Source organism: Methylobacterium phyllosphaerae, assembly GCF_001936175.1.
GTDB lineage: Bacteria > Pseudomonadota > Alphaproteobacteria > Rhizobiales > Beijerinckiaceae > Methylobacterium > Methylobacterium fujisawaense.
In genome coordinates this window covers 2477047-2499348 of record NZ_CP015367.1, presented here as the reverse complement: position 1 = coordinate 2499348, position 22302 = coordinate 2477047, and the positions used below count along the sequence as shown (strand labels likewise).

General features: G+C 69.8%; 19 protein-coding genes and 1 pseudogene. 10 read left to right on the top strand and 10 right to left on the bottom strand.

Going from position 1 to position 22302, the window contains the following annotated elements; translation table 11 throughout:
* The first annotated feature begins 28 nt into the window (after positions 1-28).
* The 5 genes from MCBMB27_RS11200 to MCBMB27_RS11180 all read left to right on the top strand — a co-directional run bounded on the left by MCBMB27_RS11200 (position 29) and on the right by MCBMB27_RS11180 (position 6208).
* Positions 29-1336, top strand: coding sequence for an ABC transporter substrate-binding protein (locus MCBMB27_RS11200; protein ID WP_075380434.1), 1308 nt, complete (start codon positions 29-31; stop codon positions 1334-1336).
* 23 nt (positions 1337-1359) lie between these two features.
* Positions 1360-2316: a carbohydrate ABC transporter permease gene (locus MCBMB27_RS11195; RefSeq protein WP_075380433.1), complete on the top strand. Its 957-nt coding sequence runs from the start codon at positions 1360-1362 to the stop codon at positions 2314-2316.
* A 47-nt stretch (positions 2317-2363) separates the two neighbouring features.
* Positions 2364-3251, top strand: coding sequence for a carbohydrate ABC transporter permease (locus MCBMB27_RS11190; RefSeq protein WP_075381933.1), 888 nt, complete (start codon positions 2364-2366; stop codon positions 3249-3251).
* Positions 3252-3383: 132 nt separating this feature from the next.
* On the top strand, positions 3384-5012 hold the full coding sequence (locus MCBMB27_RS11185; protein WP_043380016.1) for a dihydroxyacetone kinase subunit DhaK: 1629 nt from the start codon (positions 3384-3386) through the stop codon (positions 5010-5012).
* 239 nt (positions 5013-5251) lie between these two features.
* Complete coding sequence (locus MCBMB27_RS11180; RefSeq protein WP_170861851.1) at positions 5252-6208, top strand: D-2-hydroxyacid dehydrogenase family protein; 957 nt, start codon at positions 5252-5254, stop codon at positions 6206-6208.
* Positions 6209-6233: 25 nt separating this feature from the next.
* On the opposite strand, the gene MCBMB27_RS11175 is transcribed toward MCBMB27_RS11180, so the two are convergent.
* The 4 genes from MCBMB27_RS11175 to MCBMB27_RS11160 are packed head-to-tail and all read right to left on the bottom strand — an operon-like array spanning position 6234 to position 10280.
* A complete protein-coding gene (locus MCBMB27_RS11175; RefSeq protein ID WP_075380432.1) occupies positions 6234-7367 on the bottom strand; it encodes an ABC transporter permease in 1134 nt (377 codons plus the stop codon).
* On the bottom strand, positions 7334-8257 hold the full coding sequence (locus MCBMB27_RS11170) for an ABC transporter permease (protein WP_075380431.1): 924 nt from the start codon (positions 8255-8257) through the stop codon (positions 7334-7336). The genes MCBMB27_RS11175 and MCBMB27_RS11170 overlap by 34 nt, the downstream gene beginning before the upstream one ends.
* Positions 8254-9840 (bottom strand): peptide ABC transporter substrate-binding protein, encoded by a 1587-nt coding sequence (locus MCBMB27_RS11165; protein WP_075380430.1) that lies wholly within the window; start codon positions 9838-9840, stop codon positions 8254-8256. Before MCBMB27_RS11165 ends, MCBMB27_RS11170 begins: the two co-directional genes overlap by 4 nt.
* A gap of 2 nt (positions 9841-9842) precedes the next feature.
* A complete protein-coding gene (locus MCBMB27_RS11160) occupies positions 9843-10280 on the bottom strand; it encodes a GlcG/HbpS family heme-binding protein (RefSeq protein ID WP_075380429.1) in 438 nt (145 codons plus the stop codon).
* 185 nt (positions 10281-10465) lie between these two features.
* Here MCBMB27_RS11160 and MCBMB27_RS11155 point away from each other — a divergent pair, with 185 nt between their 5' ends.
* Entirely contained in the window at positions 10466-11200 is a 735-nt protein-coding gene (locus tag MCBMB27_RS11155; RefSeq protein ID WP_075380428.1) for a dihydrofolate reductase family protein, read from the top strand.
* Here MCBMB27_RS11155 and MCBMB27_RS11150 read toward each other — a convergent pair.
* On the bottom strand, positions 11169-12197 hold the full coding sequence (locus MCBMB27_RS11150) for an alpha/beta fold hydrolase (protein ID WP_075380427.1): 1029 nt from the start codon (positions 12195-12197) through the stop codon (positions 11169-11171). The two genes, MCBMB27_RS11155 and MCBMB27_RS11150, sit on opposite strands and share 32 nt — an antisense overlap.
* An 80-nt stretch (positions 12198-12277) precedes the next feature.
* Positions 12278-13342, bottom strand: a complete 1065-nt coding sequence (locus tag MCBMB27_RS11145; protein ID WP_075380426.1) for a WcbI family polysaccharide biosynthesis putative acetyltransferase — start codon at positions 13340-13342, stop codon at positions 12278-12280.
* A gap of 737 nt (positions 13343-14079) precedes the next feature.
* Between MCBMB27_RS11145 and MCBMB27_RS11140 the strand changes: the two genes are divergently transcribed.
* The gene (locus MCBMB27_RS11140; protein ID WP_236952951.1) at positions 14080-14817 is read left to right on the top strand and encodes a hypothetical protein; all 738 of its coding nucleotides are present in this window, start codon (positions 14080-14082) and stop codon (positions 14815-14817) included.
* A gap of 72 nt (positions 14818-14889) precedes the next feature.
* Here the strand turns inward: MCBMB27_RS11140 and MCBMB27_RS11135 are convergent.
* A pseudogene (locus MCBMB27_RS11135) lies at positions 14890-15744 on the bottom strand (LysR family transcriptional regulator).
* A gap of 95 nt (positions 15745-15839) precedes the next feature.
* Between MCBMB27_RS11135 and MCBMB27_RS11130 the strand changes: the two are divergent.
* The gene (locus tag MCBMB27_RS11130; RefSeq protein ID WP_075381932.1) at positions 15840-17141 is read left to right on the top strand and encodes an aspartate aminotransferase family protein; all 1302 of its coding nucleotides are present in this window, start codon (positions 15840-15842) and stop codon (positions 17139-17141) included.
* Positions 17142-17249: 108 nt separating this feature from the next.
* Here the strand turns inward: MCBMB27_RS11130 and MCBMB27_RS11125 are convergent, their stop codons facing one another.
* Positions 17250-19115: an ABC-F family ATP-binding cassette domain-containing protein gene (locus MCBMB27_RS11125; RefSeq protein ID WP_075380424.1), complete on the bottom strand. Its 1866-nt coding sequence runs from the start codon at positions 19113-19115 to the stop codon at positions 17250-17252.
* Positions 19116-19391: 276 nt separating this feature from the next.
* On the opposite strand from MCBMB27_RS11125, the gene MCBMB27_RS11120 reads away from it, so the two are divergent.
* Complete coding sequence (locus MCBMB27_RS11120; RefSeq protein ID WP_236952950.1) at positions 19392-20438, top strand: HD-GYP domain-containing protein; 1047 nt, start codon at positions 19392-19394, stop codon at positions 20436-20438.
* 27 nt (positions 20439-20465) lie between these two features.
* On the opposite strand, the gene MCBMB27_RS11115 is transcribed toward MCBMB27_RS11120, so the two are convergent.
* Both MCBMB27_RS11115 and MCBMB27_RS30820 read right to left on the bottom strand, forming a co-directional pair.
* Positions 20466-21368 carry a UDP-3-O-acyl N-acetylglycosamine deacetylase gene (locus MCBMB27_RS11115; RefSeq protein WP_075380423.1) on the bottom strand — a complete coding sequence of 301 codons (903 nt, stop codon included), beginning with the start codon at positions 21366-21368 and terminating at the stop codon, positions 20466-20468.
* A gap of 37 nt (positions 21369-21405) precedes the next feature.
* Positions 21406-21528, bottom strand: coding sequence for a hypothetical protein (locus MCBMB27_RS30820; RefSeq protein WP_257787420.1), 123 nt, complete (start codon positions 21526-21528; stop codon positions 21406-21408).
* Positions 21529-21612: 84 nt separating this feature from the next.
* On the opposite strand from MCBMB27_RS30820, the gene MCBMB27_RS11110 reads away from it, so the two are divergent.
* Entirely contained in the window at positions 21613-22299 is a 687-nt protein-coding gene (locus tag MCBMB27_RS11110) for a Crp/Fnr family transcriptional regulator (protein ID WP_043353212.1), read from the top strand.
* Positions 22300-22302: the final 3 nt, after the last annotated feature.

Below are 22302 nucleotides of genomic sequence, written 5' to 3'. Positions count from 1 at the left end.
AAGCAGATTCACTGAGGGAGAAGAACCGATGCCCGTTCTCGACCGCCGTTCCCTCCTCGCCGGTGCCGCCGCGACCGGCCTCGCCGGCGGCGACCTCCTCGGCTTCGCCCGGGCCTGGGCGCAGAGCACCGAGTGGAAGCCCGAGCCCGGCGCCAGCCTGTCGCTCCTGCGCTGGAAGCGCTTCGTGCCGAGCGAGGACGAGGCGTTCATGAAGATGGTCGACGCCTTCACCAAGGCGACGGGCGTCAAGGTCACGGTGACCAACGAATCCTTCGACGACATCCAGCCCAAGGCATCGGTGGCCGCCAATACCGGACAGGGCCCCGACATGGTCTGGGGCCTGTTCTCGTTCCCGGCACTCTTCCCCGACAAGTGCCTGCCGCTGGAGGACGTGGCGGACGCGCTCGCCAAGAAATACGGGCCCTGGTTCCCGTCGGCGCAGGCCTACGGCAAGGTCAAGGGCAAGTGGATCGCGATCCCCGTCGCCTTCAACGGCGGCTATCCGAACTACCGCATCTCAGCGATGAAGAAGGCCGGTTTCGACAAGTTCCCCACCGACACGGCCGGATTCCTCGAACTTTGTCGGGGCCTGAAGAAGAACAACACGCCGGCGGGCTTCGCGCTGGGTCACGCCACGGGCGACGGCAACACGTGGTGCCACTGGGCCCTCTGGTCCCACGGCGCCAACCTCGTGGACGCCAACGAGAAGATCGTGATCAACTCGCCCGAGACCGCCAAGGCGCTGGAATACGTCAAATCCCTCTACGAGACCTTCGTGCCCGGCACGGTGTCGTGGAACGACTCGTCGAACAACAAGGCGTTCCTCGCCGGCGACCTGTACCTCACCAACAACGGCATCTCGATCTACGCCGCGGCCAAGAAGGACAACCCGAAGCTCGCCGAGGACATGGACCACGCCGTCTGGCCGATCGGCCCCGCCGGCAAGCCCACCGAGTTCCAGCTCGCCTTCCCGATCCTGGCCTTCAAATACTCGAAGGCGCCGAACGCCTGTAAGGCCTTCATCAGCTTCATGATGGAGGCAGCGAACTACAATCCCTGGCTCGAAGCTGCGCAAGGCTACCTGTGCGAGCCGCTGTCGAACTACCCCAAGAACCCGATCTGGACGAGCGACCCGAAGAACGCGGTCTTCGCCGAGGCCGGCCGGCGCTCCCTCGCGGCCGGCGGCCTCGCACCGGTCAGCGAGCGCATCGCCGCGGTGCTCGCCGACTTCGTGATCGTCGACATGTTCGCGAGCCACTGCACCGGCCGTGAGGACGTGAAGGGCGCGATCAAGAACGCTGAACGCGCAGCGACCCGCATCTTCCGGAACACCTGAGCGCGGCTGCCGGAGGCGAGACCATGGCGCATTCCGCACTGACAGAGTCGGCGCCAGTCGCTGTCCCGATCCGCTCGGGCTGGCAGCGCGTGCGCGCGAGCCGCGGCTGGGCGGGCTTCTGGTTCATGCTGCCGACGGCGCTGATCCTCGGCCTGTTCCTGGCCTATCCGCTGCTGAAGGGCATCTGGCTGTCCTTCACCAACGCGCGGATCGGCCGCGAGGGCGTGTTCATCGGCCTGGAGAACTACGCGTGGCTCTGGGACGACGACGTCTTCTGGCTCTCGGTGTTCAACACCTGCCTCTATACGGCGGTGGCCTCGGTGGTGAAGTTCGGCATCGGGCTCTATCTCGCCCTGCTGCTCAACAAGAACATGCCGTTCAAGGCGATCATCCGCTCGATCGTGCTGATCCCGTTCGTCGTTCCCACCGTGCTCTCGGCCATCGCGTTCTGGTGGATCTTCGACAGTCAGTTTTCGATCATTTCTTGGTCGTTGCGCCATCTCGGCGTCATCGACGGCAACATCGACTTCCTCGGTGATCCGGCGATGGCGCGAGCCTGCGTGATCTTCGCCAATATCTGGCGGGGCGTGCCGTTCATCGCCATCACGCTGCTCGCCGGCCTGCAGACGGTCTCGCCGTCCCTCTACGAGGCCGCGACCCTCGACGGCGCCTCGAACTGGCAGATCTTCTCGCGGATCACGCTTCCGCTGCTGACACCGATCATCGCCGTGGTGATGACCTTCTCGGTGCTGTTCACCTTCACCGATTTCCAGCTGATCTGGGCCATGACCCGCGGCGGACCGGTCAACGCCACGCACCTGATGGCGACGCTCTCGTACCAGCGGGGCATCCTCTCGGGGACCCTGGGGGAGGGCGCCGCCATCGCCACCGCCATGGTGCCGTTCCTGCTCGCGGCCATCGGAATCTCGTGGTTCGGCCTGCAGCGCCGGGCCTGGCAGGCCGGGGAGTCCGACCGATGAGCGCGCCCGCACCGCCCGCCCACGTCGACCCGCACCTCGCCCCCGTGATGGAGGCGCGACCGGTCGGGCTCACCGACAACTCGGAGGGGATGGCCTATCTCGAGCGCCTGCCCCGGCGGCTAGTGACCACCTACCTGCCGCTCCTCGTCATCCTCGCCGTGCTGCTGTTCCCGTTCTACTGGATGGCGCTGACGGCCATCAAACCGGACGAGCAGCTGATCGACATGGAGCGGTTCAACCCGTTCTGGGTCGTGGATCCGACATTCAAGCACATCCACAAGCTGCTGTTCGAGACGCAGTATCCGCGCTGGCTCTGGAACACGATGTACGTGTCGGTGGCGGCGACCGTGCTGTCGTTGTTCGCCAGCGTGCTCGCCGCCTATGCCTGCGTCCGCGTGCGCTACCGGGGCGCGGGCTGGGTCGGCGCGGCGATCTTCCTCGCCTACCTCGTGCCGCCCTCGATCCTATTCATCCCGCTGGCCACGATCGTGCAGGCCTACGGCCTGTTCGACTCGCCGATCGCCCTCATCCTCGCCTACCCGACGATCCTGATCCCGTTCTCGACGTGGCTCCTGATGGGGTACTTCAAGACCATCCCGTACGAGCTGGAGGAATGCGCGCTGATGGACGGCGCCAGCCGGTGGCAGATCCTCACCAAGATCATCCTGCCGCTGGCCTTCCCGGGGCTGATCTCGGCCGGGATCTTCTCTCTGACGCTGTGCTGGAACGAGTTCATCTACGCGCTGACCTTCCTGTCCTCGACACAGAACAAGACGGTGCCCATCGCCGTGGTGAGCGAATTCGTGGACGGCGACGTCTACAAGTGGGGCTCGCTGATGGCCGGCGCGCTGCTCGGCTCGCTCCCGCTGGTGATCCTCTACTCGTTCTTCGTCGAGTACTACGTGTCGGCGCTCACAGGCGCCGTGAAGGAGTGACGGAGACCGGCTCTACGCCTCCATCATCGCGGGTGGCGTGACAAGGCCGTTGCCTGGGCGACCGGATTGCGCCGACACTGCATGCGGATCCGCCGACCCAGAATCGGTGACCGCCCCATCGAAGGTCACGCCATGGCCCATGTCATCGACGCCCGCGCAACCCTGGTCAACGACGCCCTCGACGGCCTGCTGGCAGCCAGCGGCGGGCGCCTTGCGCGCCTCGAGGGCGATCCCGGAATCCGCGTGATCCTGCGCGCCGTACCGGAGCCCGGAAAGGTCGCGGTGGTTTCCGGTGGCGGCTCCGGTCACGAGCCGGCCCATGCCGGTTTCGTCGGGCCGGGTCTGCTGAGCGCGGCCGTCTGCGGGGACGTCTTCGCCTCGCCGAGCGTCGACGCGGTGCTGGCCGGGATCCTCGCGGTGACGGGACCGGCCGGCTGCCTGCTCGTCATCAAGAACTATGCGGGCGACCGGCTGAATTTCGGTCTCGCCGCCGAGCGGGCCCGGGCGCTGGGCCATAAGGTCGAGACCGTGATCGTCGCCGACGACATCGCCCTGCCGGACGCCAAGCAGCCGCGCGGCGTCGCCGGAACGCTGTTCGTCCACAAGGCGGCGGGTCATGCTGCGGAAGCCGGGGAATCGCTCGAAACCGTTGCGGCGCTCGCCCGCCGGGCGGCCGAAGCGGCGAAGTCGCTCGGCATCGCAGTCTCGACCTGCACGATCCCCGGTTCGCCGCGCAGCGAGCGATTGGCGGAGGGTCAGGCCGAGCTCGGCCTCGGCATCCACGGGGAGCCGGGCGTGGAACGCATCACCCTGCCGAGGGCCAGCGATCTCGCCCACATGATGGCCGACAGGCTTTCGCGGGCGATCGCGGGCGCCGACCGTCTGGCCCTCCTCGTGAACAATCTCGGCTCCGCCTCAGCCCTGGAGATGCAGATTCTCACGCGGGCGGTGCTCGCCACCGATCTGGGCCGGCGCGTCCGTCTGCTGCTCGGTCCGGCGCCGCTGATGACGGCGCTGGACATGCACGGCGCCTCGCTGTCGGTCCTCCCGCTCGACGATGCGCTGGAGCGGGCCCTGTCGGAGCCCGTGCCGGTCGCGGCCTGGCCGGCGGCAGTCCGGATCGCGCCGCCGATCCTACGGCCGGTGCCGGAGGGGCTTGCGGGTGAGACCTTCACGCCGTCGCACGACGCCGTCACGGGGGCTCGCATCGCTGCCGTCACAAAGGCGCTGATCGAGGCTGAGGAGACCCTCAACGGTCTCGACGCCAAGGTCGGCGATGGCGATGCTGGGACGACCTTCGCGGGGGCCGCGCGCGCCGTACGGGCTGAGTTCGACCGACTGCCGCTGGCCGATCCGGCCGCCCTGTGCCGGGCCCTGGCCGAGCGGATCGGCCGCGCCGTCGGCGGATCGAGCGGTGTGCTCGGCTCGATCTTCTTCGCCGCGACGGCCTCGGCCCTTGCCGACGGGGCCGCATGGCCCACGGCGCTCGGGCAGGGCGTCGCGCGCGTCCAGAGCCATGGCGGCGCTCAGGCCGGCGACCGCACCCTGCTCGACGCGCTGATTCCCGCCGTCGAGGCCCTGGGGAGTGGAGATCTGACCGCCGCCGCTGCGGCGGCCCGAGCCGGTGCCGAAGCCACGGCCCGCATGACCCGCGCCGGCGCCGGCCGCTCGAGCTACCTGGCTATGGGCGATCTCGTCGGTGTTGAGGATCCCGGCGCCGCCGGCGTCGCGGTGGCGTTCACAGCATTGGCCGAGGCCTAGGAGCCGTCCGCGTCTCCTCCGCGATCCCGCCGGCCGAATGTCGGGAGAGCCCCGACAGAGGGGGGATCTCTCATACTGGCCGTCCGCCCCGAAGGCCTGGTCGATCCCGGGCTCCGGGCTGGACGGCGCGGTCGTGGCGTGACGGGCTCGCTTGACCGCACCGCAGTTTCGAAGAGCCGACGTCGTGTCATCGATCGGACTTCGTTGACGCTCTGCCCACCGAGGCCTACCCCATCGCCATGCGCACCTGCCTCATCCTCGACGATTACCAGCAGGCAGCCCTCGCGCTCGCAGACTGGACGCGCCTCGCCGATCACGTCGCCGTCTCGGCCATCGCCGAGCACATTCCGGATGCGGATGCCCTCGTGGCGCGGATCGCGCAGGCGGAGATTCTTGTGATCATGCGGGAGCGCACGCCGTTCCCCGCAGCCCTGCTGGAGCGGCTGCCCCGGCTTCAGCTGCTCGTCACCAGCGGCATGCGCAACCTCGCGATCGACCTTGCGGCCGCCCGGGCGCGCAACGTGGTCGTCTGCGGCACGGATTCGAGTCCGACGCCGCCGACGGAGCTGACCTGGGCGCTGATCCTTGGACTGGCGCGTCACGTGGCGTCTGAGGGCCGGGCCATGCGCGAGGGGGGGCCCTGGCAGAGCACGATCGGAACCGATCTCGCGGGCGCCACCCTCGGCATTCTCGGGCTCGGCAAGATCGGGACGCGGGTGGCCCAGATCGGGCGATCCTTCGGCATGCGGGTGATCGCTTGGAGCCCGAACCTCGATGAGGCCCGCGCGGCCGCCGCGGGGGTCGAGCGGGCAGCCTCGAAGGAGGCGCTGCTGGAGGCGAGCGATGTCGTCACGATCCACCTCGTGCTGGGCGATCGGACGCGCGGCCTCCTGGGGCCGGCCGAGTTGCGCCGCATGCGGCGCGACGCGTTCCTCGTGAACACCTCACGGGCGCCGATCATCGATCAGGACGCCCTGGTGCGGGCCCTGGACGAGGGCTGGATCGCCGGCGCGGGCCTCGACGTCTTCGAGACCGAGCCGCTGCCAGCCGACAGCCCGTTCCGCCGCCTGCCGAACGTGCTGGCATTGCCGCATCTCGGCTACGTGTCGCGCAACAATTACCGGACGTTCTTCACCCAGGCCGTCGAGGACATCGAAGCCTGGCTCGCCGGTGCCCCGATCCGGCAGCTGGGCTGAGTCGAGGAAGCCGCCGACCGCGGCATCAGTCTCCGCGGGGGTCCAGCGCATCCGCGAGGCCGTCGCCGATCAGGTTGAGGGCCACCAGGGTCGCGATCAGGAAGGCGGCCGGGGCCGCGAGCATGTGGGGCGCCCCCTCGATGGAACGGGCGCCTTCGGCGATCAGGACGCCCCAGCTCGTCTGCGGCTCCTGCACCCCGAGCCCGAGGAAGGACAGGAAACTCTCCAGCAGGATCACCTGCGGCACCAGCAGCGTGGCGGTCACCGCCACCGGACCGAGGGTGTTGGGCACGATGTGCCGGAGGATGATGCGGGGTGTCCCGAGGCCGAGCGCCCGTGCGGCGCGGACGAAATCGCGCTCGCGCAGCGACAGGGTCACGGCGCGCACCACCCGGGCCATGTCGAGCCATTCCACCGCGGCGATCGCCACCAGCATGAGCAGCAGGCTCGGGCGGAAGAACACCAGCAGGAGGATTACGAAGAACACGAAGGGGAGGGCGTACAGCACGTCGACGCCGCGCATCATCACGGCATCGACGGCGCCCCCGATGAAACCCGCCGTGGCACCGTAGGCGACGCCGATGAGCAGGGCGACGAGGCTGGCGGCGAGCCCGATCGCCAGCGAGATCCGGCCGGCGACGAGGCAGCGGGTCAGCAGGTCGCGGCCCTGGATGTCGGTGCCGAGGAGGAAGTGCAGGCGCCGGATCGGCACCGCGACGACGAGGCTCCGACCGCCGTCGCGCTCGTCCAGGATGTCGGGGGATCCGAAAAGCGCCGAGCGCGGCAGATAGGCCAGACTGCGCCGATCGACGCCCGCGTCGGACCCGAGGGTGAGCCGCAGCGTGTCGCCGTCGCGCGCGACTGAGTCGAGCCGGACCCGCATCCGGAAGGCGAGGCGCTCAAGCGCCGGCCGGAGATGCTCGGCATCGGGCTGTGCGGTGAGGCCGGCCGGGAGCTGACGCAGGTCCGGATAGGCGCGCTCCGGATCGTGGCCGGTGAGCCCCTGACCGATCAGGCAGGCGAGGGCGATCAGGATCAGCACGGCGAGGGCCGCCATGGCGGTGCGTTCCCGGGCGAAGCGGAGAACGGCGCGCCGGGCCGGCCCCGGAGCCGCGGCGGTGATGGTCACGACGCCGCCCGGAGGCGCGGGTCGAGCCATGCGCAGGCGAGGTCGGCGGCGAGGTTGAGGGCGATGACCAGTCCGGCGACCAGCAGCACCGTGCCCATCACCAGCGTGTAGTCCCGGTTGAGCGCGCCCTCGACGAAGTAGCGGCCGATCCCCGGCAGGCCGAAGATCGTCTCCACCACCACCGAGCCGGTGAGCAGGGACGCGGCCAGCGGCCCGAGATAGGCCACAACCGGGAGGAGCGCGCCCCGCAAGGCGTGGCGGGTGACGCGGGCCGGCGGCAGGCCGAGGCTGCGCATGGTGCGGACCGGCTGCGTCCGCAGGGTCTCGGCCAGCGAGGTCCGGGTCAGCCGGGCCAGGGCACCGACCTGCGGCAGGGCCAGCGTCACGACCGGCAGGACCAGGTGGCTCGGGGCGCCGTCGTTCCAGCCTCCCAGCGGCAGCCAGCGCAGCGTCAGCCCGAAGGCGATCTGGAGCAGGGGCGCGACCACGAAGCTCGGCAGCGAGAGGGTCAGGGCCGCACCGACGCCCAGGAGCCGATCGACGACGCCGCCGCGCCGGAGCGCCGCCGCGATCCCGAGCCCGGCGCCGAGCGCGGTGGCCAGCACGAGGGCGAGGGCGCCCAGCGTCGCGGAAACCGGGAGGCCCCGGGCGATCAGATCGAGGACGCTCTGGTCGCGGAACGAGAAGGAGGGGCCCAGGTCGCCCCGCACCAGCGCCGCGAGATAGCTGCCGAACTGCGCGACGAGCGGCCGGTCGAGGCCGTAGACCCGGCGCAGGTTCTCCATGGCGGCGGGCGCCAGCGGCCGCTCAAGGTCGAACGGTCCGCCCGGGGCCAGCCGCATCAGGAAGAAGCTGACGGTCACCACGGCGAGCAGCGTCGGCACCGCCTGGAGCAGGCGGCGCAGGATGAAGCGGATCACGCGTCGAGCCTCAGGAACCGCGTCGGCGCGGCGTTGCGCAGGTTCGGACGGTAGCCGTGCAGCCGCGGCGCGATCAGCGCCTTGGAGCGGTAGTGCATCAGCGGGATCCAGGGCAGTTCGCGCAAGGCGATGGCCTCCGCGTCGTAGAGCAGGCCGGCCCGTCGGGTGAGATCGCGCTCGGCGGCCGCCTGCGCCATCAGGGTGTCGTAGGCGGCATCCGACCAATGGCCGGCATTCATGCCGTCATTTCCGCTCTGGAGCAGGAACAGGAAGTTCTGCGGGTCTGAATAGTCGGCAAGCCAGCTCATGCGCGCGACGTCGAAATCGCCGCCGTCGCGCAGGTGGGCGAAATGCGTCTTGGCGTCGGTGTAGACGAAGCGGGTCCTGATCCCGAGGTCGCGCCACATGTCGCCGAGCGCCACCGCGACGGTGCGGTTGTTGTCGCTGATGTTGAACCGGTACTCTAGCGTGAGCGGGCGGTCCGGGCCGAAGCCCGCTTCGGCGAGCAGTCGGCGCGCCTCCGCCTCGTGGTCGATCGGCAGGCCGCGGCGGCCCTCGGTCTCGGGCGGCGTCCGGTAATTGTCGAGGCCGGGCGGACATAGGGAATAGGCGGGACTCATGGTGCCGCTGTTAAGCCCGTCGGCCAAGTATTCCCGGTCGATCACGAGCGACAGCGCCTGTCGGACGCGCCTGTCCGAGAACGGCGCCTTGCGGGTGTTCACCACCAGCGCCGCCAGTCCCAGCAAGGGTCCGAGCACCACCTGCGTTCCGAAGCGGCGACGCAGGTCGGCGATCTGGTCGACGGGCAGGTCGGAGAGCGAGTCGATCTCGCCGGCGGCGTAGCGGCGCACGGCCGATGCGATGTCGGGCGTCGGCAGGAAGGCGACCCGGCGGATCGCGAGGCTCGCCGCATCCGGATGGTGCGGGTTGGCCTCCAGCGTGATGGCGCCGCCCGGCACGCGGTCGGCGAGCCGATAGGGCCCATTCGTCACGAGGTTTCCCGGCCGGGTGAAACTGTCCCCGTAGCGCTCGATCGAGGGGCGGTGGACCGGCAGGGCGGTCTGATGGGTGAGGAGTTCCAGGATGTAGGGCGTCGGCTGTTCCAGGGTGATCGCGAGCCGCAGCGGCGCCTCCGCGACCACGCCCAGGGCGTCGGCCGGCTTCTCGCCGCGGTTCACGGCGGCGGCGTTGCGGATCGGGAACAGGATCTCAGCGTATTTCGCCGCCGTGGCCGGATCGAGCATCCGGCGGAGCGAGTAGACGAAATCCGCCGCGGTGACCGGCTCGCCATTCGACCAGCGACCGTCGGGCCGCAGGTCGAAATGCAGGGTCGCGCCGTCGTCCGAGACGGTCCAGGCGCGTGCGGCGCCCGGGATGATGGCGCCGCAATTGTCGTAGGTGAGCAGCCCGTCACCGAGGTCGCGCAGGATATGCGCCTCCGCGACCGTGGACGATCGGTGCGGGTCGAGGGTCTCGGGATCGGCGTCGTTGCCGCGGCGGTAGAGCGCCTCGGCCGCGCGGGCGGGCGGCACGGCCGAGAGGGCCATCGCGCCGGCCAGCCAGTCGCGCCGACGCAGGCGCATGGTCAGGCGCCGGTTTCCGGCTTCAGGCCGGCGGCTTCGATGCCGGCCACCGCGCAGATCTCGTCGTTGTCGGAGGTGTCGCCGGAAATGCCGACCGCGCCGAGGAGCCGTCCCTCACCGGACCGGATCAGCACGCCGCCGGGCACCGGCACGAGGGCGGCGGGGCCGGCGAGATGGGTCACGGCGGCGACGAAATAGGGCTGCTGCTCCGCCCGCGCCTGGATCGCCCGGGAGCCGAGACCCAGCGCCAGCGCGCCGTTGGCCTTGCCGCTCGCGATCTCGGCCCGGCGCAGGGAGGTCCCGTCCTCGACCGCGGCCGCCTTGAGGGCGCCGCGGGCATCGTAGACGACGACGGCCAGAGGCTTGAGCGTCCGTGTCCGTGCCTCCCGCAGGGCGGTGTCGACGATGGTGCGGGCGGCCTCGAGGGTCAGGTCGATCATTGGAATCCAACACGGACGCCGCTCCCGGCGGCCGCCGCATTCTTAGGGACCGGGGCGCGCCGGGTCCACAGACGCGGATCGCTGCGGCGTTCGATCCCGCGCGCCGCCCTGGGCCGAAGGGACGATCCGCCTAGTTTCGCGGGCGTTTGCGGGGGGAGCCCCGGCGCGCTGAACGAGGATCGTCCATGGCATCCGCCGAACGCCCATACGTCATCTGTCACATGACCTCGTCGGTCGACGGCCGGATCAAGGTGCGCCGCTGGAAGACGCTGGATGCCGACAGCCATTACGAGCGCGTCCACGGCGAGCTGCAGGGCGATGCCTGGATGTGCGGGCGGGTGACGATGCAGGGCTATGCCGACAGCGCCGATCCGTTGCCGGAGCCGGTCCGGGACGACGGCGTTCCGGTCCCGCGGACGGATCATGTCGCCCGCCGCGACGCGCCGGGCTACGCCGTGGCCCTCGATGCGCGCGGACGTCTGGATTGGGGCGCGCGCAATGCGATCGAGGGGGACCATGTGGTGGTGGTGCTCACCGAATCCGTGCCGGATCCGCATCTGCGCGCGCTCCGGGCAGGCGGCCAGTCCTACCTGTTCGCGGGCGAGCGGACCGTCGACTTCGCCCTGGCGGCGGCGAAGCTGCGCACCCTGTTCGGGATCGAGCGGCTCCTCGTCGAGGGCGGCGGCCTCATCAACGGCTCGATGCTGAAAGCCGGGATCATCGACGAACTGAGCCTGCTCCTGGTGCCCGCCGTCGATGGCCTGACCGGGACGCCCGCGGTGTTCGACTTCGCCGGCGAGGAGGCGGACACGATGGGCAGCCGCCGCAAGCTCGACCTGACGGCCTGCGAGCGCCTTTCCGACGGCGTGGTGTGGCTGCGCTACCGGATCACGCCGGTCGAGCCGCCGGCAGCCGGATGATGCTCGTCAGGAACGCGTCGTAGCCGGCCGCGACCGCCGCCGGCTGCTCGAAATGCGGGAATGCGCCGGTCGGCAGGGTCTCGACGCGCCAGTTGGGCCGGTCGGCGACCCGCGGCGCCAGCCGGTAATCGACGAAGTCGCCGCGCGTGCCGTGCACCATCCAGACCGGAAGGCGCAGGCGCTCGTAGAGACGTGTCGCGTCGGTGGGGAACAGGTGACCGGCGATAAAGCACCAGGGGGCGTGCTCGGCGCCGGGCTGGTGGGCCGACGCGTAATCATAGGCGAGCAGACCCTCGTCGATGTCGGACGAGCCGAAGGTCTTCTGCAGGAAGAAGCGCATGCTCGGCCGCGTGACCAGGGCATCGAACAGCGGCCGGCCCAGGGGCGGCCGGTCGAGGGCGTCGCGCAGCCAGTCGCGGCCGCGATGACCGTCCGGGGGACCGTCCCCCGAGAGCCGCCCATCGAATCCCGTCGGGCTGATCAGCGCGAGGCTACGATAGGCATCCGACCGTTCCAGGCTGGCCCGCGCGAGATACGAGGCCGACAGTGAGACAGCCAGGGCATCGATCGCCCAGCCGCCATGCCGGTGCCGGATCTCATCGACCGCGGCGTGGATCGCTTCCACCATCAGCCGCGGCGTGTACCGGCGGCGCGACCGTTCCGAGAAGCCGAAACCCGGCAGGTCCAGGGCGTAGACAGGCCGCGTGCCGCGGTAGCGCAGATAGAGCGGCCGTACCTCGTAGGCGTTGGCCGCGGCGTTGATGGAATGGATCAGCAGGAGCGGCACGCCCTCGACCTCGGTCGATCCGTAGAGCGAGATGTCGCCGGCGCGTCGAGTCCGGAGCCGTTCGTGCCGTCCCGGCAGGGCGGGCGGCAGGGGCATCCGCCGGTTCACCGCGAGCCCGCTCCAGCCGGCCAGGGCCGCGGCCGAGCCGACGAGCGTCAGGGCCGCCGCGGCCGCGAATCGACCGGCGCTGTGCCGGGACTGAGAGCCCATCGAACCACCTCGACGTCCATCCCGCAGCCGCGGGCCGTGCGCGACAACGCCGGGACCGATGGGAAGTGCCCGCCCGAACCTTAAGACGCGTGTCCGGCGAGGCTGCCGGCGCTCAAGGCCGGGGCCCGGCTCTCCGACCGCGCCGGCGCCGCGTCGCGCCCCGCGGCCTCACGCAGGAAATCCACCGTCGGCGGGTCGGTGAGCCAGCCCTGGACACGCTGCGAGATCAGAAGCTTGCGCTCGCGCCGGTCGTAATTCGCGTAGGAGGCGGCGACGAACTCGGCCCGGCTCATCGTGCGCGCGGGACCGGACCGGCGCGTCTCCGCCTTGAAGAACAGGGCGCTGCCGGGCACGCCGTAATGCTGGGCGATCTCCGGATAGACCGGCCAGCTGCCCTGACCGCCGAGATCGTCCGGAAGGAACGCGTCGAGATCGCATTCCTCGAACGGGACGCCGGCCCGGGTCAGCAGGCCCCGGGCGAGGTCGGCGACGACGTAGAGCTTCGTGTGGTTGATCGAGTGCATGAAGCAGCCCCGGCGCGCCCAGCGCGTGAGGTGCGTGTCCAGATCGTACCCGGCCTGGACGCCGAGCCCGCGCAGATACGAAACCGACTCGTCCCAGAGATTGAAATACCCGAGGCGTTCGAAGACCGGCTCGGAGAACAGGCGCAGCGCCTGCGCCTGCGAGAATCCGGAGAGGTAGGCGAACAGCGTGATCGCCGAGTGCGAATGCCCCATCGGCCCCGAGATCAGGCCGTTGAGCGTGACGGAATCCTGCATGCCCACATGGACGAGATCCGGATGATAGGCGCTGAACACGATGGTGGGGATCAACCGCACCTTCGGGTGCGTCCGCAGCGTGTCGATCGTGCCGCCGCCCTTGAACCGGGGCAGGTAGATGCTGCTGAAGACGTGATCGTAGCCGTCCGCATGCGCCATCAGGTCCGCGAGACGCGGGAACCGGCGGGCCGCCGTAAAGGCCGAAACGAAATCCACCCGCGCCTCGGGCAGCAGGTAGCGCATCGTCTTAGCGATGGACCCCGCTTGGCAGACGCCGATCACGAGGATGCGCGGCGATCCGGTCCGCTTCTTCCCGAACTGCGCGAGCCGGTGCCGCGCGCGCCAGAGGCTATCGACGGTCAACATTCGGCCTCTCTCGCATGTCCGCGGGCTGCGGGCAAACGCAGCCTTCGCCCACCCATCGGACGAGGGGATCGGCGGCGTTTGCTGGACGAAAGGCACCGTCGTCCCCGGCCACCGGGTCGCCCGATCACCGGGCCGCGGACCGCCGCATGGCATCCACCGGGTGCCCACGGCACAGGCGCACCACGCATCCTGTGAATCGGGACGGCTCATGGCATGATGGGGCATGCCTTGGCATGACCGCCAAAAACTGCGTGTCATCCACTACATGTTTCAGTATAAAAATAGAAAACTCTGTTGCGTTACAGGCCTATTGTCTTCGCACATCGGCGCCGACACCGTGGAAAGGCGCGGGCACGGCCAGAATAGACTTGACATCTTCAAGTGTTTGAGTGCACGTAAGAATTAACGGAGCATGAAGCTCGCGGATGGGGTGCCGGTGGTCATGAAGGCCGCGTGGCGCCCGAGAGCCGAGGCGTTTCCCGCTTGCATCCCCGCCACTCCGCCTAACCGGCATCACGGACCGGCGCGTCCAGTTCTGAACGGGCCGCCCCGCGCCGCCGGCCGCCTACGGCATGACCCGGCAGGCGCGACCGCTGACGCGCTTGGTCGCGCCGCGCGGCGACACCGCAGCTCGGCCCGGCCTTGCCGGGCGTCGCCGCGCCGGTTGCCGGTCCGGACGGCATTCGCCCGCTGTACCGCCGGCACGTATGTCTGCCGGCGCATCACGCGGAGGCACGTTGCTCACGTTGAGCGGCAATGGGAGCGCATCGGCTCGAAGAGATGGAGACCGCGCGATGGATTACATACCTCCCCTGGCTGCCGTCACGGCTGCCACCCAGAAAGCGAACCACGCCGAAGAACTCGGGCTGACGACAGCGAAGACGGCGCCGGCCGCCGTCTCGGCTGCACCGGATCCCCGGTCCATCTACACACTCTCGCCCGAGGCGGCCGGCGCCGTCTTCGCGCTGGCCGAAACCCAGATCCGGGCGATCGACGCCATGCCGTTCGATCCGCCGGATCGGCGCAGCACCCAGATTGCCGCGGCGGCCATGGCGACGGTCACGGCGACGACGCCTGTCGTCTCTCCGGAAACGACCAAGACGATCGGCGCAGCCAACCGCAACTGGAGCGAGGATGTCCGGCTGGATCACAGTCCATCCCGCATCGTGGGAACCGACACGGTCGTTCAGTATGACAATCCCCGGGTCATGGCAGCCTGGAGCGCGGCCTTTCCGGACGTGGCTGGCCGGAAGTTCCGGGGCGCGCACCTGTCCGATACGGACTTCCGCTCGGCCCTTCGCCAGTCGGAGATCGATATCGGCTTCCACGGGCCGGAGCGGGAGGTCTACGTTCTGTGCAACAGCGCGCATTTCGAAAGCATCAGTCAGGACAACCCGAAGACGCACTTCAATTGGATCGATGTCGACAACGACGACATCGTTGTGTTCTGGCCGAAATCCGGTGACGAAGCATAGATCCTGGCATACGGCGGCGCTGGGCTTCACCGTCGTGGTCGATCGGCTTTCCCTCGCCGATCGATCGCGGGCTCAGAGCGCCGGCAGAACGGACCGGACATGGGCGGCGAAGGCCCGCGTGAGCGGAGTGGCATACGCTTCATCCAGGCGGATCGTCAGACCGATGCGCGGCAGCGCCGGCAATCCGCTGCTGCCGGTCAGGATGCGCAGATCGGGCGGGACGGCAGCGCGGGTCAGGACTGCCACGGCCTGCTCGGAGCGCGTCACGGCCAGCAGGCCCGACAGGCTGCCGCTCGCGTAGGCGATCCGGTATGGGCGCCCCGCCTTGTCGAGGGCGGCCCGCGCCGCCCGATGATCGAGGGTATCGGGATCGCCGAGGGCGAGCGGCAGCGGGTCGGGCCAAGCCGCGGGCGTACCGCGCGGTGCGACCCAGACGAGATCCTCGTGCCGGAGGATCTACCCCTCGGCCGAGCGGGCAACGGAAACCAGCGCCAGATCGAGTCCACCGCGTTGCCATCGCTCCTCCAGACGGGGCGTCGCGGCGCAGACCACCGCGATCGCCGCCGCGGGGTGTCGGGGTGCGAAGCCGCGCAGCAGGGCCGGCAGGAACGCCTGCGCATAATCGTCCGGACAGCCGATCCGCAGCGTGCCGGTGAGACTCCGTCCGGACAATTCAGCCAGGGCGTCGTCGTGCGCGGACAGGATCCGGCGCGCATGAACCAGAAGGCGCTCCCCCTGCACCGTCAGGGAGACCCCGCGCCCCGTCCGCCGCAGAAGCGGCTGCGCGACGAGATCCTCCAGGCGCTTCATCTGCATGCTGAGGGCGGCCTGACTGCGGCTGACCCGCTCCGCCGCCCGGCTCAGGGCGCCGGTCTCCGCCACCGCGGCGAAGCTGCGCAGGAGATCGATGTCGAGGCTGTGAGCCATAAGAACCTCTGAACTCTCGGTTCAGAACGATAAGCTTTTCTGCCGTCCGCGGCGGTCCTAGCATGGTGCGGCTGGACCCGGCTGCAGGACCGACGATGACACGGAACGACGACGCCGATTTCTGGACGCGCGCACGTCGGCATCTCGTGCGGTACGGCGGCTCCTTCGCGCCGGTCATCATCGAGCGGGCGGAGGGCAGCTTCGTCTACGACGCGGACGGCCGGAAGATCCTCGATTTCACCTCCGGCCAGATGAGCGCGATCCTGGGCCACGGGCATCCCGAGATCGCCGCGGTGGCCGCGCATCATGTCGGACATCTCGACCATCTGTTCAGCGGCATGCTGAGCCGGCCCGTGGTCGATCTCGCGACGGAATTGGCCCGGATCGCCCCCGGCGACCTCGACCGGACGCTCCTGCTGACCACCGGCGCAGAGGCCAACGAGGCCGCCCTGCGCATGGCCAAGCTCGCCACGGGCGGCTGGGAGGTCGTGAGCTTCGCGCAATCCTGGCACGGGATGACGGCGGGGGCGGCCGGGGCGACCTACAGCGCCGGCCGCAAGGGCTACGGCCCGGCCTCCGTCGGCTCCTTCGCGATCCCCGCGCCGAACGCCTACCGCCCCACCTTCGAGAAGGACGGAGCCCCCGACTGGCAGACCGAACTCGATTACGCCTTCGCGCTGGTCGACCGGCAATCGACCGGCAACCTCGCGGCGTTCCTGGCCGAGCCGATCCTCAGCTCCGGGGGCATCCTCGAACTGCCGCCGGGCTACCTCGCCGCGCTCAAGCGGAAATGCGCGGAGCGGGGGATGCTGCTGATCCTCGACGAGGCCCAGACGGGCATCGGCCGCACGGGCCTGATGTTCGCCTGCGAACGCGACGGCGTGGTCCCGGACATCCTCACCCTGTCGAAGACCCTGGGCGCCGGCCTGCCGCTCGCGGCGGTCCTGACCACGCCGGAGATCGAGGATCTCTGCCACGCCCGCGGGTTCCTGTTCTACACCACGCACGTCTCCGATCCGCTGCCCGCAGCGGTGGGCCTCAAGGTGCTGGAGCTCGTCCGGCGCGACGGCCTCGTCGCCCGGGCCGAGGAGGCCGGCGCCCGGCTCGCCACGCGGTTGGGCGCCCTTCAGCAGCGCTTCGCCTGCATCGGCGACCTCCGGGGCCGCGGGCTTCTGCAGGGCGTCGAGATCGTGGCCGACCGGGGCACGAAGGTGCCGGCGCCGGATCTGGGCGATGCGATCACCCGGCGCTGCCTGGACCTCGGGCTGAGCATGAACATCGTGCAGTTGCCGGGCATGGGCGGCGTGTTCCGCATCGCCCCGCCGCTGACCGCCACCGACGAGGAGATCGACCTCGGCGTCGACATCCTGGAGCGGGCGATCGAACTGTCGCTCTGAACGAGCATCGCGCCGCCCGGCCTGCCGTGGCGCTGCTGGATGGTTTCGCAGCGCCCGCACGGATGGGAACCACCGGCCTCGAGGGGTCCGAGCGCGCCGGGGAACGCCTCAGGCGGCCTCGATCTCCGCGCTCACATTCAGCCATTCCTCCTCAGCGGAGGCGAGCGCCTGCGCGGCGTCCGCGCGCATCTTGGCGATCTCGCCCGCCTTGGCGGCGTTCTCGCGGAAGGCGGACCCGTCCTCCAGCGCCGCGTCGATCTTCTGGATCGCCGCGGTCAGCTTGGCCATGCGGGCCTCGATGGCCTCCAGGCGTTTGCGCAGCGGCGCCAGGGCCGCGCGGCGCTCGACGCCGGCCCGGCGCGCCTCGGCCTTCTGGCCGCCGGACGGTTCGGTCTCGCGCTCCGCCTCGCGCTCCGGCCCCGACAGGACGAAGCGCCGGTAATCGTCCATGTCGCCGTCGAAGGTCTTCACCGTGCCGTCCGCGACGAGCCAGAGCCGGTCGGCGCAGGCCTCGACCAGGAAGCGGTCGTGGGACACGAGGATGACGGCCCCTTCGTAGTCGTTGATCGCCTCCACGAGGGCCTGCCGGCTCTCGATATCGAGGTGGTTGGTCGGCTCATCGAGGATCAGGAGGTGTGGGCCGTGGAAGGCCGCGAGGCCCATGAGCAGGCGCGCCTTCTCGCCGCCCGAGAGCTTCTCGACCGGCGTGTCGGCCTTGTTGGCGCCGAAGCCCAGCCGCGCCGTCGCGGAGCGCACCTTGGCCTCCGGAACGTCCGGCATCAGGGTTCGGACATGCGCGTAGGCGCTCTCGGAGGGCCGCAACTCGTCGAGCTGATGCTGGGCGAAATAGGCGACCTCCATCTTTGAGGAGCGTTTGACCTCGCCGGCCACGGGGCCGAGCCGGCCGCCGATCAGCTTGCAGAAGGTCGACTTGCCGTTGCCGTTCGCGCCCAGCAACGCCACCCGGTCGTCCGGCGCGAGGCTGAGGTCGAGCCCGGTCAGGACGATCCGGTCCCCGTAGCCGGCCTTGACCCGCTCCATCGCCACGATCGGCGGCGACAGGGGCTTCTCCGGGCTCGGCAGGTGGATCACCGGCACGTCGTCGTCGAGCAGCGCCGCGATCGGCTCCATCTTGGCCAGCCGCTTCATCCGCGACTGGGCCTGCCGCGCCTTGGTGGCCTTGGCCTTGAACCGGTCGATGAAGCTCTGGAGATGCGCGCGCTCGGCATCCTGCTTGGCCTTCGCCTTGGCCTGGAGCACCCGCTTCTCCGAGAGCTGCTTGGCGAAGCTCGAATAGCCGCCGCGGTAGATCGTCAGCTTGCCGCGATCGAGATGGAGGATGTGATCGACGCTGGTGTCGAGCAGGTCGCGGTCGTGGCTGATGATGATGGCGGTGCGCGGGTAGCGCTCCAGGTAATCGTACAGCCAGAGCGTGCCCTCGATGTCGAGATAGTTGGTCGGCTCGTCGAGGAGCAGCAGGTCCGGCTCCGAGAACAAGACGGCGGCCAGCGCCACGCGCATCCGCCAGCCGCCGGAGAAGTCCGAGCAAGGCCGCCCCTGGGCGGCCGCATCGAACCCCAGGCCGTGCAGGATCGCGGCGGCCCGGGCCGGCGCCGAGTGGGCGCCGATATCGACGAGCCGGGTCTCGATCTCGGCGCGGCGCAAGCCGTCCGCATGCTCGGCCTCCGCCATCAGCCGGGTGCGCTCCGTGTCGGCGGCGAGCACGACGGCGTGCAGCGTCTCCGGCCCGGCCGGTGCCTCCTGGGCAACGGCGCCGATCCGCATGCCCTTGGGCAGCGCCACCGATTTCGCATCCACCGGCAGATCGCCGAGAATGGCCTTGAACAGCGTGGTCTTGCCGGCCCCATTGCGCCCGACGAGACCGACGCGGGCGCCTTCCGGGATCGTGAAGCTCGCGGAATCGAGGATCAGACGGTCGCCGATGCGATAGGTGAGGTCATTGACGCGCAGCATGACGGCGTTCTGGCTGTCCGGACGCGGCGAGGCAAGCGCCGGCTCCGCGCCGACCGGCACGATTCGCGAGGCCTCGGCGTGACGGGTTGGATACCTGATTGAAGCGGAGAATACCTGCCTGGGCGGCTAAAATTTTAACGTAATGCGACTATAATTATCTTGAGCGACGTCTATCCAGATTTCGATAGGCCGATCATTGGTTAGAGTGCGCTCGCACACGTTGGACGCCCGGAACGAGGCGAGCGACGGGGGGAGTTGTTGGGCCAGACCCTGATCTTGACCGACGATCTCGAGCGGGGCGGGCGGCTCGCGCGCAACCTCGGCGGCGGCATTTCCGTGATGTTGCACGACCTCTACGGCGACGCGGCCCCGCCATCGGGCGCCGCATTGATCATCAGCGACGTCAGCGCACTTACCTCCGAATCCGTCCGGCGCCTGCGTCAGGTCCTGTCCACGGTGCGGGCCCCCGGGGTCCCGTTTCTCGCCCTGATCCACGGCAATCTCGGGCGCGGCGAGATCCAGGCGACGGCTCTGGGGGCGACCCGGGTGATGGCGGCCTCCACGGCGAGCGCCCTGCTGCTGAATGCGGTCGCGACCCTGACCGACGGCGGGCCGGATACGCGATCCGCCCGCCGGTGGCGGCATCAGATCCATGAGGCACATGCGGCCTTCGTCAGCCTGTTCCGGGCCGATCAGGCGCCCCCGCCAGCGGTGGTCGAAAGCGGCGCCGACTTGGTCAATCAGGCCATCCGCGAGGCGAAGGTGCGCAACTGGCTCGACGTCGTCGCGAATTTCGACGACGTCACCCACCGCCACTGCCTGAGCGTAGCCGGGATCGCAGCCGAATTCGCCCGTATTCTGGGGCTCAGCGAGGCCGATTCCCGGTACCTGGTCAAAGGGGCGCTGCTCCACGACATCGGCAAGGCCAAGATCCCGCTCGCCATCCTGAACAAGCCGGCACCGCTGACGCCCCTCGAGCGCAAGGAGATGGATCGTCACCCGGCGCTCGGTCACGCGATGCTGCTGACGGGCGATTATGACGCGCTGACCCTGTCGGTGGTCCGCTCGCACCACGAATATCTCGACGGTTCGGGCTATCCGGACGGCTTGCGCGGGTCGCAGATCCCGGATCTCGTTCGGCTGATCACCATTTGCGACATCTTCGCCGCGCTGATCGAGGCGCGCCCCTACAAGGCGCCGAAATCGGCCCCGGAGGCCTACGCCATCCTGAGGCAGATGACCGCGAAGCTCGATGTCGATCTGGTCCGAGCCTTCGGTGAGGTGGCGGCCGCCTGCGAACCTCCTCGACCTGCCTCCGCCTAAGGCCTCCTCCGATCTGTCGGCTGCGCCTCAAACGAGTTCCCAGGCCGAGCTGTCGCTCATCAGGGCCGCGACCAGGGCGTGGTTGAGTTCGTGTCCCGTGTGGAAGGCTGAGATGCGGCCCTCGATCGGGTGCCCCGCCAAAGCGAGATCGCCGATGAGATCGAGGATGCGGTGCCGCACCGGCTCATCGGGGACCCGCATCCCGCCGAGCACGTGCCCGCGCACGAGGAGCGCCGCCGAGCGGGGCGATACGCCCTGCAGGAAGTCCGTCCCCCGGACGAAGCCGTAGGCGCGCCCCGCCATGGCTCGCAGGTAGCGACCGAAGCTGCGCGCCGGCGCAATCTCCCGCTCGAAGCCTTCGGGCGTTATCGCACCCGACCAGTCGACCGACCCGAAATGCGCCAGCGCGAGGTGGCCGCTGATGTGAAGTCCGTCGCCGGGCTCGATCTGAAGCCGCCGCCGCCCGTTCTCGACCGCAACGGTCCGCAGCAGGCGGATGACCCGGCAGGGCAAGGTCTGCTCGCTCCGGCCCGCGGCCCGGATGGCCTCGCACCACGGCGTGGCGCTGCCGTCGAAGATCGGCAGCTCGTCCGCGTCGATCTCGGCCAGCACGTTGTCGATCCGCAAGGCACTCAGCGATGCCATGAGGTGTTCGATCGTGCGGACGAGGACCCCCTCCCGCCGCACCGCCGAGGACAGCGGCTGCGATTCCCGAAGTCGCCAATCGGCCGGCACATCGACCGCGCGACCATCCTTCAGACGACGCCGAAAGACGATGCCATGGCCGGCCGGCGCCGGGCTGACGCGGACCGTGGCGTGTCGCCCCGAATGGAGGCTGCGTCCCGACCGCTCGAACGGATGAGACAAGGTCGCCTGAAGACGAGGGCCTGGAGAGGCTGTCGAGAGCGGGAATGGAACGTCTTGATGCATCGAGTCAGGCCGCCGCAGCGGACAGGGAACCTAGCCCTCATGGGTGATCCACGCCAATAAACTCCTGTTCATCGGGACGCGGCTTGACCGTCCAGCCCGCGACCGTCACGATCATCATGCCCGATCGATCCAGCACCGCCCCGGCGGAGCGCGACGTCACTGTACGGGCTGCTCCCGTCCCCAGATCTGCTGGCTGGCCCCCGTCAGGGCAGGGACGGAGGCCGGAGTTGAGGGAACACGATCGATGGCGCGGTTGGGGACGATACCCTTCTTCAAGGATCCGGGCATTGAGCTCGGGCCCTACGAGCCCCGCTGCCACTGGCGCCGCTTCGACGAGAACGAGGTTCTGGTCGACTTCGACGACATCTCCACCGACGTGTACTTCATCGCCTCCGGCGAGGTCCGCATCCTGAACCGGACCCAGTCCGGCAAGGAGGTCATCCTGGGGGAGATGCGGGGCGGGGCCTTCTTCGGCGAACTCGCCGCGATCGACGGGATCGGCCGCTCGGCCAACGTCACGGCGCTGACGCGCGGCGAGGTCTGCGTGGTGCCGGCCCCGGTGTTCCGCCAGATCGTCTTCGCGTCCGAGGCGATCGCCGACCGGCTGTTCCGGCTCCTGGCCAAGCGCGTGCGCGAGCTGAATACGCGGCTGATGGAGCACGCCCTGCTCGATCTCAAGCACCGGCTGTATGCCGAGCTGCTGCGCCTCTCCGTGCCGCGGGCCGGGGCCGGGGGCGAGCGGGTGGTGTCGCCCCCGCCCTACCACCACGTCCTCGCCGCCCGGATCGGCTGCCGGCGGGAGCAGGTGACCCGGGAATTCACCGCGATGGCCGCCGAGGGTCTGGTCGACCGCACCCGCGGCGCCCTCGTCCTGCGGCGGCCGGATCTCCTGGAAGCGCGCGTGGCCGAGGCGCTGCGCGAGGATTCCTGATCC

Coding starts and splice junctions, on each gene's coding strand:
- MCBMB27_RS11200 (WP_075380434.1), top strand. CDS start 29: ATGCCCGTTCTCGACCGCCGTTCCCTCCTCGCCGGTGCCGCCGCGACC.
- MCBMB27_RS11195 (WP_075380433.1), top strand. CDS start 1,360: ATGGCGCATTCCGCACTGACAGAGTCGGCGCCAGTCGCTGTCCCGATC.
- MCBMB27_RS11190 (WP_075381933.1), top strand. CDS start 2,364: ATGGAGGCGCGACCGGTCGGGCTCACCGACAACTCGGAGGGGATGGCC.
- MCBMB27_RS11185 (WP_043380016.1), top strand. CDS start 3,384: ATGGCCCATGTCATCGACGCCCGCGCAACCCTGGTCAACGACGCCCTC.
- MCBMB27_RS11180 (WP_170861851.1), top strand. CDS start 5,252: ATGCGCACCTGCCTCATCCTCGACGATTACCAGCAGGCAGCCCTCGCG.
- MCBMB27_RS11175 (WP_075380432.1), bottom strand. CDS start 7,367: ATGGCTCGACCCGCGCCTCCGGGCGGCGTCGTGACCATCACCGCCGCG.
- MCBMB27_RS11165 (WP_075380430.1), bottom strand. CDS start 9,840: ATGCGCCTGCGTCGGCGCGACTGGCTGGCCGGCGCGATGGCCCTCTCG.
- MCBMB27_RS11160 (WP_075380429.1), bottom strand. CDS start 10,280: ATGATCGACCTGACCCTCGAGGCCGCCCGCACCATCGTCGACACCGCC.
- MCBMB27_RS11155 (WP_075380428.1), top strand. CDS start 10,466: ATGGCATCCGCCGAACGCCCATACGTCATCTGTCACATGACCTCGTCG.
- MCBMB27_RS11150 (WP_075380427.1), bottom strand. CDS start 12,197: ATGGGCTCTCAGTCCCGGCACAGCGCCGGTCGATTCGCGGCCGCGGCG.
- MCBMB27_RS11145 (WP_075380426.1), bottom strand. CDS start 13,342: ATGTTGACCGTCGATAGCCTCTGGCGCGCGCGGCACCGGCTCGCGCAG.
- MCBMB27_RS11130 (WP_075381932.1), top strand. CDS start 15,840: ATGACACGGAACGACGACGCCGATTTCTGGACGCGCGCACGTCGGCAT.
- MCBMB27_RS11125 (WP_075380424.1), bottom strand. CDS start 19,115: ATGCTGCGCGTCAATGACCTCACCTATCGCATCGGCGACCGTCTGATC.
- MCBMB27_RS11115 (WP_075380423.1), bottom strand. CDS start 21,368: ATGCATCAAGACGTTCCATTCCCGCTCTCGACAGCCTCTCCAGGCCCT.
- MCBMB27_RS11110 (WP_043353212.1), top strand. CDS start 21,613: ATGGCGCGGTTGGGGACGATACCCTTCTTCAAGGATCCGGGCATTGAG.